Below are 14576 nucleotides of genomic sequence, written 5' to 3' on the forward strand. Positions count from 1 at the left end.
CGCGGATTTTTTTATTGCTGGCCGGCTTATTTCACGCAGGCAGCACACTGGTTGTGGATTTGCTGGAAGAAGTCGTTGCCTTTGTCATCCACCAGGATGAACGCCGGGAAGTTCTCCACTTCAATTTTCCAGATCGCTTCCATGCCCAGTTCGGCATACTCCACGCACTCCAGACTCTTAATGCTTTGCTGCGCCAGCACCGCCGCCGGGCCGCCAATACTACCCAGATAGAAGCCGCCGTGTTTATGGCAGGCATCAGTGACCTGCTGGCTGCGGTTACCTTTTGCCAGCATCACCATGCTGCCGCCGTTAGCCTGCAGCAGATCGACGTAGGAGTCCATGCGGCCGGCGGTGGTCGGACCGAGTGAACCGGACGCGTAACCTTCCGGCGTTTTCGCCGGGCCGGCATAGTACACCGGGTGATCTTTGATGTACTGCGGCAGACCTTCGCCGTTGTCGATGCGCTCTTTCAGTTTGGCGTGCGCAATATCACGCGCCACGATGATGGTGCCGTTCAGCGACAGACGCGTTGCCACCGGGTAAGCGGAGAGCTGGGCGAGGATCTCGCTCATCGGGCGATTGAGATCGACGCTGACCACTTCGCCTTCGCCCTGCTGACGCAGCGCTTCCGGGATATAGCGACCCGGATTGTCTTCCAGCTTCTCGATCCAGATGCCTTCGCGGTTAATTTTGGCTTTGATGTTGCGGTCAGCCGAGCAGGAAACGCCCATGCCCACCGGGCAGGATGCGCCGTGACGCGGCAGACGCACCACGCGGATATCGTGAGCAAAATATTTACCGCCAAACTGCGCGCCGAGGCCGAGTTTCTGCGAGGCTTCCAGCAGTTCCTGTTCCAGCTGCACGTCACGGAACGCCTGACCGTGTTCGTTGCCTTCGGTCGGCAGCGAATCGTAATAGTGGGTTGACGCCAGCTTCACGGTTTTCAGCGTGCTCTCAGCGGAAGTGCCGCCGATGACAAACGCAATGTGGTATGGCGGACAGGCCGCCGTACCGAGCGACATCATTTTATCGATCAGGTAGTTTTTCAGCTTCGCTGGTGTGATCAGCGCTTTGGTTTCCTGATACAGATAGGTTTTGTTAGCAGAACCGCCACCTTTGGCGATGCACAGGAATTTGTATTCGTCGCCGTCAACGCTGTAGAGATCGATCTGCGCCGGCAGGTTGGTGCCGGTGTTGACCTCTTTATACATATCAAGCGGCGCATTCTGCGAGTAGCGCAGGTTATCTTCGATAAAGGTGTTGTAAACGCCCTGAGACAGCGCAGCTTCATCGCCGCCACCGGTCCAGACGCGCTGGCCTTTTTTACCCGTGATGATGGCGGTACCGGTGTCCTGGCAGGTCGGCAGCACGCCCTTAGCGGCGATTTCCGAGTTGCGCAGGAACTGCAGCGCCACGTATTTGTCGTTCTGGCTGGCTTCATCGTCCGCCAGAATCGACGCCACCTGCTGCTGATGTGACGCGCGCAGCATAAAAGAGGCATCGTGGAACGCCTGCTGCGCCAGCAGCGTCAGCGCTTTCGGGTCGACTTTCAGGACTTCTTCGCCGTCAAAGTTGGCCACCGAAACATGGTCGCGGCTCAGCAGATAGTACTCGGTATCATCTTTGGCGAGAGGAAAGGGATTCTGGTAGTAGAAGGGTTTGTTCGACATGTTGGCTCACTTAGCTTCGTGTTGCCCGCCAGCATGACGGGCGACAAATTAGGCGATCTGTTATTCGATTTTCTCTCGCCAGTCCGCGGCAAGAGCTGACTGGCGAGTATCATACCACTTTAACGTTGTTACGCGGCTGCGTTTTTAACATCAAAGCAACATCATCAGAACATCATCACCATCCACGGGTAGGCAATGACCATCAGCGCCACCAGGAACAGGGCACCAAAGATGGTACCGAGACGCCAGTAGTCTTTGGTTGGCAGGTAGCCGCTACCGTAGTAAATCGGGCTTGGGCCTGTGCCGTACGGGGTGATAATGCCCATCACACCCAGTGAGGTACACATCATCAGGCAGAACACCGGCATGTTGATGCCCGGAATCGAGGCGGCAATGGTCAGCATGGCAGGCAGCAGGGCGGTGGTGTGCGCCGTGGTGCTGGCGAACAGATAGTGCAGCAGGTAGAAGGCGACCAGCAGTACCACCGCTGACACCTGCGGGTCGTAGCCGTGCAGCAGCAGCGCACCCTCTTTACCCAGCCAGGCGATGAAGCCCACGCGCGCCAGTCCATCAGCCAGCGCGACCAGCGTGGCAAACCAGGCAAAGGTGTTCCAGGCGGCTTTGTTGCTGGTGATGTCGTTCCAGTTCAGCACGCCGGTCCACAGCATCAGCACGATAACCAGCAGGGCGGCCATCGCCGGTTCAATCCATGCGGTCGCGAAGATCCACATCATCAGCGCAGCGACCACGAACACCAGCAGCAGAATTTCATTGCGTGACAGCGGACCCAGTTTCTCCAGCTCGGCTTTAGCCCAGCGTGGCACTTCGTCATTCACTTTTACTTCTGGTGGATAGAGCCAGTAAGCCAGCAGCGGCATGGTAAGAATCAGCAGGATCCCCAGCGGCAGGAAGGCGAGGAACCACATGCCCCACGAGATATCAAAGCCAACCACGCTTTTTACCAGCGCCAGCGCCAGCAGGTTAGGGGCCAGCGCGGAGAGGAACATTGAGCTGGTGATACAGGCGGCGGTGATAGCAACCCACATCAGGTAAGAACCAATTTTGCGTGCGCTTGGGTCGTTAGGTTTAGAACCGTACAGCGGCGGCAGGTTGGCAATGATGGGATAGATCGTCCCGCCGCTGCGCGCGGTGTTGGATGGCGTAAACGGTGCCAGCAGCAGGTCGGCAAAGGTGATGGCATAGCCGAGCGTCAGGCTGCGACGGCCGAGATATTTCACCAGAATCAGCGCCAGGCGGCGACCGAACTGGGTTTTATCGTAGCCGGCGGCAAACATGAAGGCGCCGAAAATCAGCCACACGGTGGAGTTGCCGAAGCCGCTCACCGCCCATTTAAACGCCTGTCCGGCCGTTTTGAACTTCGGATCGGCCAGTTCTGCCGGGCTGAACAGCACGTACTGGCTGAACAGCGCGATGATCACCACACCGGTCAGGCCGATGACCGCGCCCGGCAGCGGTTCGAAGATCAGGCCGACAATCACCCCGACGAAGATGGCGAAGAAGTGCCATGCATACGGCTCCAGCCCGGCAGGGGTAGGTACCAGCAGCAACAGTACGGCAACCACGATCGGCAGGCACAACATGACGAGCCGGTTCTTTTTCCCCGGTGCGGCAGGTGGCGCCTTTAGGGGTTCACTCTGGGTTGTTTGTGTATTCATAGTTTTGGTCTGCAAGTTATGGGAATGCGATTGACGGCCCGGTCGGGTTGATTTTTTTAGTTACGAAACGCTTGTAGCAGATCAACCAGGACGTTTTAAAGTGTCTTTTACATGAATCTTCGTTATTGCAATTTTGCTTCGCGAATTATCAATTGAATGACGCTATGATGCGATTAATTAAAATATCTATTTTGATCTGGATCAATAAAATTATTAGCGGGTTTTTTGTTTTAACGTTTTGCGCCGTAATAAATGAACCAACAGGTGTAAAATATGTGTTAAAAGTGAACGGAACGGCAAAAATACCGCCATAATCAGGCGAAAGATGCTTTTTATCTCTTTGATATTACGTTATTTGTTTTAAATGTAAGGAAAAAGTTGATTTTTGTCAAGTATTGGTTAAAACTTAGCGGAGCGCGGATTTCAGCAATGAGCAATAAAAAGTATTTTCACGCGTAAAACTTATATAACTAACATTCTGGGTTATGTAACTAAATAAAATGGTATATTTATACCATGAAGTCGGACCACTTAAATTAATTATAAAGACCTCCGAACTGCCAAAGAATTGAATACACGATTTCTTAATTCTGGAGTTGCTCATCATGAATACGCTCACCCCGATTCTTAATCCGCTGACATTACCGAAAGGGGCGGTGCTGAAAAACCGCCTGGTGATGGCCCCGATGACCACCTGTACCGGCTATTACGACGGCGGCGTGACCAGCGATCTCGTTGAGTATTATCGCGTGCGTGCCGGCAGCATTGGCACCGTGATCGTCGAGTGCGCCTTTATCGATAACCGCGGTCCGGCGTTCCCGGGCGCTATCGGCATTGACAGCGACAACAAAATCCCTGGCCTGGCCAGAATCGCGCACGCCATCAAGTCCCAGGGTTCTAAAGCCATTCTGCAGATTTACCACGGCGGCCGCATGGTTGAGCCCGCGCTGATCGGCGGGAAAACTCCGGTCGCGCCCAGCGCTATCGCCGCGCCGCGTGAAGGTGCCAGCACCCCGCAGGCGCTGACGGCGGAAGAGGTGGAGGTGATGATCACCAAGTTTGGTGATGCGGTGAACCGCGCCATCAAAGCCGGCTTCGACGGCGTGGAGATCCACGGCGCTAACACCTACCTGATTCAGCAGTTCTACTCGCCTAACTCTAACCAGCGCGACGACAAATGGGGCGGCAGCCGCGACAACCGCGCGCGCTTCCCACTTGAAGTGCTGGAAATCACCCACAAAATGGCGGAGCGCTTCGCCGCAGCGGATTTCATCATCGGCTATCGCTTCTCGCCGGAAGAGCTGGAAGTGCCCGGTATCCGCTGGGACGACACGCTGTACCTGCTGGAAAAACTGGCGGCGCGCGGGCTGGATTACGTGCACTTCTCCGTCGGCCAGCTGCTGCGTCCGTCGATTGTCGACACCCAGGATCCGACGCCGTTAATCAGCAAATACATTGAACAGCGCTCGGCGACGCTGGCGAAAGTGCCGGTGATTGGCGTTGGCGGCGTGGTGAACAAAGAGGATGCCGAACTGGCGCTGGCCTCGGGCTTCGATCTGGTGGCGATTGGTAAAGCCTGTATTGCCTATCCGGACTGGGCCGATCGCATCATCAAAAACGAGCACATGGATCTGTACATCGACAGCACCAAACGCGAAGCGCTGACCATTCCGGAACCGCTGTGGCGCTTCTCGCTGGTGGATGCGATGATCCGTGACGTCAGCGATGGCCATCGTAAGTACAAAGCCGGCGTTTACCAGGCGAAAGTGGAAGCCGAAGCGCTGAAGCTGAAAATCAACGTAACGCTCGACACCGACCGTATCACCGACATTTCGCTGGTGCCGGATCCTAACCTCGACGTCGATTTCACCAGCACCTTTGAAAGCCTGCGTGAACGTATTCTGGTGGCGAACAGTCCGCACGTCGATGCCATCACCGGTGCTACCACGCAGAGTGAGGCGCTGAAGAAAGCAGTATCGCGCGCGCTCACTACCTCCAGCAAAGAGTATGTGATTGAAGAGGGCGGTAACCCGAATGCGCCGGTCAATTACGATGTGGTGGTGGTTGGTACCGGCGGGGCCGGTCTGGCGGCGGCGATTCAGGCGCACGATGACGGCGCGCGCGTAGTGATCATTGAGAAGATGCCCACCATTGGCGGTAACACCATCAAAGCGTCGGTGGGGATGAACGCGGCGGAAACCCGTTATCAGAAACTGAAAGGCATCGAAGACAGCAAAGAGCTGTTCTACGAGGAAACGCTGAAAGGCGGCAAATTCAAAAACAACCCGGTGCTGCTGCGTGAGTTCGTTGAGCGTGCGCCAGAAGCCATTGAGTGGCTGGCGGCGAAAGACATTGAGCTGAGCGATATCACCATCACCGGCGGCATGAGCATTGACCGTACGCACCGTCCGGAAGATCGCTCGGCGGTGGGCGGCTTCCTGATTAGCGGCCTGGTGAAAAACGTTAACCAGCGCAACATCGAAGTGCTGCTGGAAACCTCGGTGGCCGAGATCCTGTTTGAAAACGGTGCGGTGACCGGCGTGAAAGTGGTCGATGAGTACAACGACAGCCGCATCCTGAATGCGAAAAGCGTGATTGTGGCCACCGGTGGCTTCAGTGCCAACCGCGAGATGGTGGTGAAATACCGTCCGGAGCTGGATGGTTTCGTCACCACCAACCACAAAGGCGCCACCGGTAGCGGTATCGCCATGCTGCAGAAAATTGGCGCCGAGACCGTCGACATGGGCGAAATCCAGATTCACCCAACCGTTGAGCAGACCACCTCGTACCTGATTTCCGAAGCGATGCGCGGCGGCGGGGCGATTCTGGTCAGCCAGGCCGGTAAGCGTTTCTACAATGAAATGGAAACCCGTGACAAAGTTTCTGCCGAGATTATCGCGCTGCCGGAAAAAAGCGCGTGGATCGTGTTCGATGAGCAGGTACGTGCCAACAACAAAGCGGCGGACGAATACATCGCCAAAGGCTTTGTGATTAGCGCGCCAACGCCACACGAGCTGGCGGTGAAACTCAACATGGATCAGGAAACGCTGCAAAGCACGCTGGGCCGTTACAATGAGTTTGTGATTAACCAGAAAGACGAAGACTTTGGCCGTGCCACCGCGCTGCGTCATCCGCTCAATCAGGGGCCGTTCTTCGCGATTCGTATCGCACCGGGCGTGCATCACACCATGGGCGGCGTGACCATCAACACCGAGACCGCGGTGCTTGACGCGCAGAAACAGGTGATTCCTGGTGCCTGGGCGGCGGGTGAAGTGGTCGGCGGTATCCACGGTGCGAACCGCATCGGCGGTAACGCCGTCGCCGATATCATTATCTTTGGTATCAAAGCGGGCCGTAATGCCGCTAAACTGGCGTTAGGTAACTAAGCTATCACGATGCCCGCGCCCTGCGGGCATCGTTCTCTTGCGGGGGCCACAATGACAAGCGACGCTGGCGTCCATTCCTATTCTGCCGTCCTCATGGGTTCGCCCATTCTGCTTAAACTGTTCGAAGACAATCCCACGCTGGCCAGCCAGGTCTTTCGCCTGATCAAACAGCAGGAAAACCTGTTTACCGTTAACCGCGCCGAATCTGAAGTGATGGCCATTAATCACGCAGCCGGACGCCATCCGGTGGTGGTGAGCGCGCCGGTTTTTGCGCTGATTAGCGTGGCGCACGCGGTGAGCATCCTGCCGGACAGCGCGTTTAACTTCACCATCGGTCCGGTGGTGAAACGCTGGAAGATTGGTTTTCAGGGGCGTGAAGTGCCGCCCGCAGCGGAGATTGAGACGCTGCTGCGCCTGACCGATCCGCATCAGGTGGTGCTGGATGCCGAACAGCACTCGGTGTTTCTGCCGCTGCCGGGCATGGAGATCGATCTGGGTGCCATTGCGAAAGGCTACATCGCCGATGTGGTGCAGGCATTTCTGCGTCAGCAGGGTGTTGCGCAGGCGCTGATTAATCTCGGTGGCAATGTGCATACGCTCGGCAGCCCGCCGCATCAGCCGCAGGGCTGGGGCATCGGGCTCAAAAAACCGTTTGGCCGGGACGATGAGCTGCTGGGTACGCTGCAGGTGCAGGGCAAATCGGTGGTGACGTCCGGGATTTATGAGCGCTACTTTGAACGCGACGGCCGCTGCTGGCATCACATCTTTGATCCGCGCACCGGCTATCCGCTGGACAATGCGTTATTGAGCGTGACGGTGATTGCCGATCGCTCGCTGGATGGCGATATCTATACCACACTGCTGTACGGCATGGGCGTAGAGCAGGGGCTGGCGTATCTCGCCGGCCAGCCTGATATCGACGCGGTGTTTGTCACCCGCGATCGGCAGATTATCTGCTCGCCGGCGCGCCATTTCCGCTTCAGCCAGCTGGATTTCAGCTGGCAGCTGCGTCACTGACAGTACTGCTGCAGCAGCGAATGGTACTCCGGCTGCAGGCGATAGCGATACACCGGGCGGCCGGTGGCACCGTAGTGAATGCTGGTGAACAGAATATTAATCTGCGCCAGCCAGATCAGGTATTTGCGACACGAAACGCGTGAAATGTTCACCTCTGCCGCCAGCTCGTCGGTGGAAAACTCATGGCCGGGATGGGCGTCAATCCACTGACACAGCGTGCGCAGCGTCTGCGGCGTTAAGCCTTTCGGCAGCCGTTTGTTGTCGTGCTGGGTGGCGGGGCTGCCGTGCATCAGCAGATCGAGGTCCGACTGCTGATAGTAGTGCTGATTGTCCATCAGCGATTTTTTCTGCCGCCAGCCGGTCAGCGCCTCTTCAAAACGCGGGAACTGGAACGGTTTGATCAGGTAGTCGACCACACCGTAGTGCAGCGAAGTTTTGATATTCTCCGCGTCGGCCGCTGACGAAATGATGATCACTTCCACTGAGCTCTGCGCCTGGCGCAGCTCCGGCAGCAGATCGAGCCCGTTCTCCTGCTGCATATAGATATCCAGCAGCACCAGGTCGATCGGCGTTTCGCTATTAAACAGGAACTCGCGCGCCTGCTGCAGCGTTGCGGCGGTACCCACGCAGTGAAAGCCCGGCACCTGGCCGATAAAGCTGCGGTTCAGCTCGGCCACCATGGCGTCATCGTCGACCACTAACACGTTAATCATGCGGTTTGGTTCCTCCATCCCACGGAAGTTGGACTAAAAATTGGGTGAACACGCCGGGCTCGGACTCCACGCTGACGCTGCCGCCGAGGTGCTCCGTCTGCTGTTTCAGCAGGAACAGGCCGACCCCGCGATCCTCGCCTTTGGTAGAGAAGCCCTTGTCAAACACGGTTGCCAGATGCTGCGGCGCAATACCCGGTCCGTCATCGCTCACTTCACAGGTCAGCCAGCCGTTCTGATAGTGCAGCATGACGTGGATTTCGCCCTCGGTCTGCTCACTCATCGCATCCAGCGCATTCTCCACCAGGTTGCCGACCACGGTGATCAGCGCCGCCATCTGCTGCTCGTTGCCGCTGTCCGGCAGGTAACTGGCATCGCTGATGGTCAGACGATGGCCGCAATCAGAGGCGCGGTTAATTTTGCTGAGCAGAAAACCGGCAATCACCGGTGATTTGATCTTCTCCAGCAGGAAGCCGATTTCCGTCTGATAGTTATTAGCGGTCTTCAGAATATAGGCTTCTACCTGCGCATAATTTTTCATGTGCAGCAGGCCGAGGATCACATGCAGCTTATTCATGAACTCGTGCGAGCGCTCACGCAGGGCATCAACATAGTTTACCATGCCGGTCAGACGCTGCATCAGCTGGCTGATTTCGGTCTTGTCCCTGAAGGTGCAGACCGCGCCGATAATGCGTCCCTGACTGCGCACCGGCACGGTGTTGCTCAGCAGCAGTCGGCCATTGACGTTGAGCTCCTCATCGCGCCGTGCGCGACCGCCGTTGAGCACTTCCTGCAGATGCTGGTCGATCACCGAAGCATCATAAATGCGCGCGGTACTCACTACGCTGCTGCCCATTTTATCGCTCAGCAGCTGGCGCGCCGCCTGATTGACCAGCGTCACCTCGCCCTGATCGTCCATCGCCACCACGCCTTCCTTGACGGAGTTAAGGATCGCCTGGCGCTGCTCAAACAGGGTGGAAATTTCGTAAGGCTCAAGGCCGAATAGGATGCGCTTCAGCACGCGCACCAGAATGAAGGTGCCAACCGCGCCGGCAAAAGTGCCGATCAGAATGGTCCACAGAATGCTCCAGCGACTCTGGTTGATCTGGTCGGTGACCGCCTCCAGCGAGATGCCGATAGCCACCACGCCAATCTGCCGCTGCTGGGCGTCGTACACCGGGGTAAACACGCGCAGCGATTTGGCCAGCGAGCCCTGATTCACGGAGGCATTCTCGTTGCCGCGCAGCGCCGGTTCGATGTCCGGGCCGATAAAGTGTTTGCCCACCAGCTCCGGATTACGGTGTGAGTAGCGGATGCCATCCATGTTGGTGATGCTGATAAACAGCAGATGGTTGCTCTCTTCCACCGCTTTGGCGATGGGCTGGATAGCGGCCCGGTCGGGCGGCAGGCGCAGCGCCTGCTGAATTTCGGGTGATTTCGCCAGCGTGCGCGCCACCGCCATGGCTTTATCCTCCAGCTGGCTGCGCGTCGCGGCGCCAATCTGGAAGAAATAAAACATGTGTACGCTCAGCAGCACCAGCACAATCACCGCGCTGAGCATCAGCGTTACCAGGGTGTTGAGCTTCATCGGTCGCCTGCGCACCGGCGTGGCTTGCTGTGGTGAGATCATGGTCGTGCTCTGCGGAAAACGGGGGGCTATTATGACGGATAATCCGCAGCGGGTCGCGCTAAATGCAGGAAGGCCGTCAGCGATGACGACCTTCCGTGGGGGAGAGCGGGCGGGTTAAGCCTGTTTCACCCGGTTAGCGAAGCTTTTCCGCAGTTTCTGCAGCTTCGGCGGGATCACCGCCAGGCAGTAACCGTTGCGCTTACCAGCGCCATCCCAGTAATCCTGATGATAATCTTCTGCCGGGTACCAGGCTTTCAGCGGCTCGATAGTGGTCACCACCGGCTCGCTGTGATCTTCCTGCGCGCGGGCAATCGCCGCAATCGCTTCGGCTTCCTGCTCCGCGTTAGCCGGGAAAATAGCCGAACGGTACTGAGTGCCGACATCATTACCCTGACGGTTCAGCTGGGTGGGATCGTGGGTGGCAAAGCTGATGTCCAGCAGATCGCCGTAGCTCACTTTCTCCGGATCGAAGCCTACGCGAATCGCTTCGGCGTGGCCGGTCGCGCCGCTGCACACCTGCTCGTAGGTGGGATTAGGACGTTCACCGCCGGTGTAACCACTTTCGACTGACTCGACGCCAATCACATCTTTGAATACTGCTTCGGTGCACCAGAAACAGCCACCCGCGATAATCGCATATTCGGTTGCCATTGTTTTACTCCTGTCAGGGCGAAAGCGTTAGAGTGGGGGTTCAGCACGCTGAATTCAAGCCGCTTTCTGTTAACATTTCTGGCGCAACCTGGCGCGGCTTAGCCCGACGCGGCTCGCTCATCATGCGTAAACGGCCTGGGCTGATCGCATGCAGCATCATTTGGCCTTCACGCGCGGCACGTCACTAATACGCGTGGTGTAAGCCGGAGACAGCATGTCGCGTTTCATCGCCCAGGGTTTCTGGATGCCCTGACCGGCAAACCACAAGGCACCGCGCTGGTGAGCGTTGATCTTATCCATCAGCGCCATCAGCTGATCGCTGTTACGGCGCGGCTGATAGTCAGCAAACAGATCAAGCTGCGCCACCCCGTCGCTGAAAAAGTCGCCCAGCATTACGCCGCCTTTCAGGTAGCGCTTGCCGGGGATCCAGATGCGATCCAGGCAGTTGAGCGTGGCCTGAATAATGTCGCGGCTGTCGGCGGTAGGGGTAATCAGCGTCTGGCTGGCGGCATTGGCATAGTAGGGCTGATGCGGATCGTGCGGGCTGGTGCGGATAAAGGTGCCGATGTAGCGGCAATACTGGCGCTCGCTGCGCAGTTTCTCCGCTGCGCGTGCCGCATAGCTGGCGATGGCTTCGCGCATATCCTGATAATCGGTAATGCGATCGCCAAACGAGCGCGAGCAGAGGATATTTTGCCGGTGCGGAATTACCTCTTCAAACGCCAGGCAGGGTTCGCCGCGCAGCTCGCGCACGGTACGCTCCAGCACTACGCCGAAATGCTTGCGAATCAGCGCCGTGGGCGTCTCCGCCAGCTGCAGAGCGGTTTGAATGCCCATCAGGTTCAGCTTGTTAGATAAACGGCGGCCGACGCCCCACACTTCCTCTACGCCCACCCGCTGCATCAGTCCGCGCTGGCGCGCCGGATCAGAGAGGTCCATGACGTTTTCGGCTTTGGTCCAGCGTTTGGCCGCCCAGTTAGCCAGCTTGGCGAGGGTTTTCGTTGGCGCGATGCCGACGCCCACTTTCAGGTGCGTCTCTTTCCACAGGCAGTCACGTACCTGCTGTCCAAAGCGCGTCAGCGAGGTGTAGCCTTCAATTCCGCTGACATCAAGAAAGGCCTCGTCAATCGAGTAGACATCCACGCGCGGTGCCAGCCGGTCGAGCGTCTCCATCACGCGCGCCGACATGTTGCCGTACAGCGCATAGTTAGATGAAAACACCACCACCTGATGACGCATCAGCTCGTCGCGATGTTTAAACCAGGGCGCACCCATTTTGATGCCGAGCGCCTTCGCTTCGCGGCTCAGCGAGATAATGCAGCCATCATTGTTTGACAGCACCACGATCGGCCTGCCGCGCAGATCCGGGCGAAACACGGTTTCGCAGCTGGCGTAGAAAGAGTTTACGTCGACCAATGCATACATCATCGGCACCCTGAAAATACTGTATATAAAAACAGTATGTGCCGGAAGTGTGGTAAAGATCAAGCGGCAGGATTGTGCATTGCCGAATGTGAGAGCTGGAGCAAGTTGCTAACTGACCGGTCTCTGAGAGACGAAATTTTTATGACATTTCCGTATCCCAGTCTAATGCGTCGAAACGCCAGCAAGCCTGCCTGGTCGCATGCATTCCTGTGAAAAAATTAACAGTCTGAAGGATAATCAGTAGTAAACCATAAACCCACTTAACCGTGAGATTAAAAAGTAAAGTAACGCTATTTTGCTCAACGTTTTTGGCAGTATAAGTAATATAAATAAATAAGGTTTTTACTTACCTCTCGCTGAATTTAATTTCAAAGTCTCATTTGATTCCGATCATCTAAATCGGGATGTGTTTATCTTAAAATAGTTCTATATTTATTCGGTTGCAAGGCTATAGGTGTGAGCGATTTATCAATACAGGAAGTTCACGATTACTGTCTCAACTTAACGCAACGTATTATTAAAAGCTTTAACTGGAAAAATATCATCACAGACGTATTGAGCGAAGCGGATAAGCAATCCCTTGCCGCAGGCGTTACGGGGAGTAAGCTCAACTGGGCGTGGGGAATGGAGCGCTACCAGGGGACAGCAAATGACAAAGGGATATTAGATATAAGCCTCAAGGTCGTTGACTATGCAGACCCCGAGGCACTGCATGCTGTTATTATTTGTAAGTATGACATGCTGCGTGACGAGTTTGCTATTTGTATGCTGGAAAATTTTATTGCTGATAAAGAGACATCATTATCAGGTAAAGTCTTTATTATAGCGCTGGTATATGCCACGACTTTTTGTGCAATGGTGGGTTTGGATGACGTGCATATCTGCGACCCTGTTCCCGAGGCTCAGTCCCGATACCGATCGTATGGGTTTGCTTTCGTATTTGATGCTCCTGATAAAATGTCCTCATCGGTAGAAGAAATACAAGATAAAATACGCGAGAAAGTGAGGCGGTTTTTTTGAGGAAAAGTGAATCAATGCAGGGATTCAGCATCCTGTTTGATAAATAAACAAGGGTAGGGTAAATTATGATCACAGCAGGAACTTCAGGAGGCATCATGATTAAGCAAAGTAAAAAAATTGATTCATCCAGGGCGATGACTGCTGCCAAACGTTCAGTCGCTTTCTGGTCTTCCATTGATGGTGCGAAGCTTGCCAGAGTAGGTTTTGCAGAAAAAGACGCGGACGTTATTGGTCCGGAGAAGCCATCAGCTAAGGCTCGAATCGCCAGTTAACAATATGCAATCGCATCGTTATCAGAATCAAAGCTCCTGTCCCGGGAGCTTTTTTGCTTTACATGCCTGAGTTTTTAGCAGGCCGGACACAGGTATAAACGCATCCCGGCGGAAAGCTGTTCGGAAGAATTTATGGCAGCCGGACGAAAAAAACGGCGTTCCCGTCAGGGGAAACGCCGTGGGCCAGGGGCCAGTTACTGCGCGAGAAAAAAACGTGTCACTGCCTGGCCTGACTGAACGTCAGGGCGCCTTCTTGCTGCCCGCTTCCGCGCCGGTGATCGGATCGATCAGCGGATCGGACGCGGTGCGTGCGGCCAGCGCGTCAATGTCGCGCTGCTCATCCGCCGACAGCGTCACAGAAGGCAGACCATCGCCGCCATCCACCGCCGGTTGCGGATCGGCCACATAATCGAAGTTGTCATCGGAGTTCCAGCTACCACGCACGTCATCACCTTCCGACATGTTGTAGTAGTTGTGCGCATACTGCTCAATTGGCGGCAGCTTGCCCGGTGGGAAGTTGTCGCGAATGGAGTACAGCGCTTTCTCAAATGAAAGCTGGTGCGCGGCTTCACGCGTCATCAGGAAGCCTAACGCATCCTTCACGCCGACATCGTCAGTGACGTTGATCAGACGTTCATAGATGATTTTGGCGCGTGCTTCGGCGGCGATATTAGAACGCAGATCTGCCGTCACTTCGCCGATGGTATCCACGTAAGCCGCGGTCCACGGCACGCCGCCGGAGTTGGTCAGCGGTGGGCCACCGCCATAAAGAATCGAAGTCAGATGGCTATCGTTACCGGCACCCGTGATTGAGCGATACAGTTCGCCTTCCTCTTCAGTGCCTTCGGCCAGCTTGCCTTTGGCGCCTTTATTGAGCATGCCAACCAGCGAGCCGATAATCTCAAGATGGCTGAGCTCCTCGGTAGCGATATCCATCAGCAGGTCGCGGCGTCCTAAATCCTCATCGCCGAGGCCCTGGGTAAAATAGCGCATGGCCGCAGCCAGTTCGCCCTGCGGACCGCCAAACTGCTCTAACAGCAGATTGGCCAGGCCCGGATTCGGCGCACTGACGCGCACCGTGTACTGCAGTTTCTTAACGTGTCGAAACATAGCTCACCT

General features: G+C 56.1%; 11 protein-coding genes. 4 read left to right on the forward strand and 7 right to left on the reverse strand.

Translation table 11 applies throughout. The annotated features are described in order from the left end of the window. Positions 1-26: 26 nt before the first annotated feature. Both fumA and F3J36_RS01525 read right to left on the reverse strand, forming a co-directional pair. Positions 27-1670, reverse strand: a complete 1644-nt coding sequence (gene fumA, locus F3J36_RS01520) for a class I fumarate hydratase FumA (protein WP_166718701.1) — start codon at positions 1668-1670, stop codon at positions 27-29. A 164-nt stretch (positions 1671-1834) separates the two neighbouring features. Next, complete coding sequence (locus tag F3J36_RS01525; protein ID WP_058769656.1) at positions 1835-3346, reverse strand: anion permease; 1512 nt, start codon at positions 3344-3346, stop codon at positions 1835-1837. Between the two features lie 605 nt (positions 3347-3951). Here F3J36_RS01525 and F3J36_RS01530 point away from each other — a divergent pair. After that, on the forward strand, positions 3952-6732 hold the full coding sequence (locus F3J36_RS01530) for a flavocytochrome c (protein WP_021506341.1): 2781 nt from the start codon (positions 3952-3954) through the stop codon (positions 6730-6732). Positions 6733-6783: 51 nt separating this feature from the next. Further along, positions 6784-7749 carry an FAD:protein FMN transferase gene (locus tag F3J36_RS01535; protein WP_166718702.1) on the forward strand — a complete coding sequence of 322 codons (966 nt, stop codon included), beginning with the start codon at positions 6784-6786 and terminating at the stop codon, positions 7747-7749. Here the strand turns inward: F3J36_RS01535 and dcuR are convergent. From dcuR to umuC, 4 genes are all read right to left on the reverse strand, one after another. Beyond that, positions 7743-8462, reverse strand: a complete 720-nt coding sequence (dcuR, locus tag F3J36_RS01540; RefSeq protein WP_021506339.1) for a two-component system response regulator DcuR — start codon at positions 8460-8462, stop codon at positions 7743-7745. The two genes, F3J36_RS01535 and dcuR, sit on opposite strands and share 7 nt — an antisense overlap. Then, positions 8455-10089: a sensor histidine kinase gene (locus tag F3J36_RS01545; RefSeq protein WP_166718703.1), complete on the reverse strand. Its 1635-nt coding sequence runs from the start codon at positions 10087-10089 to the stop codon at positions 8455-8457. The genes dcuR and F3J36_RS01545 overlap by 8 nt, the downstream gene beginning before the upstream one ends. A gap of 114 nt (positions 10090-10203) precedes the next feature. Then, positions 10204-10740 (reverse strand): peptide-methionine (S)-S-oxide reductase MsrA, encoded by a 537-nt coding sequence (gene msrA / locus F3J36_RS01550; protein ID WP_166718704.1) that lies wholly within the window; start codon positions 10738-10740, stop codon positions 10204-10206. Positions 10741-10896: 156 nt separating this feature from the next. Beyond that, positions 10897-12165: a translesion error-prone DNA polymerase V subunit UmuC gene (gene umuC, locus F3J36_RS01555; protein ID WP_021506336.1), complete on the reverse strand. Its 1269-nt coding sequence runs from the start codon at positions 12163-12165 to the stop codon at positions 10897-10899. 456 nt (positions 12166-12621) lie between these two features. On the opposite strand from umuC, the gene F3J36_RS01560 reads away from it, so the two are divergent. Then, entirely contained in the window at positions 12622-13185 is a 564-nt protein-coding gene (locus F3J36_RS01560; protein ID WP_166718705.1) for a hypothetical protein, read from the forward strand. A 95-nt stretch (positions 13186-13280) separates the two neighbouring features. Beyond that, positions 13281-13457, forward strand: coding sequence for a hypothetical protein (locus F3J36_RS01565; protein ID WP_166718706.1), 177 nt, complete (start codon positions 13281-13283; stop codon positions 13455-13457). A gap of 240 nt (positions 13458-13697) precedes the next feature. Here the strand turns inward: F3J36_RS01565 and F3J36_RS01570 are convergent, their stop codons facing one another. Further along, a complete protein-coding gene (locus F3J36_RS01570) occupies positions 13698-14567 on the reverse strand; it encodes a manganese catalase family protein (RefSeq protein ID WP_166718707.1) in 870 nt (289 codons plus the stop codon). Positions 14568-14576 lie beyond the last annotated feature (9 nt).

Origin of the sequence: Pantoea sp. Cy-640 (genome assembly GCF_011752635.1) — a bacterium.
GTDB classification, from domain to species: Bacteria; Pseudomonadota; Gammaproteobacteria; order Enterobacterales; family Enterobacteriaceae; genus Pantoea; species Pantoea dispersa.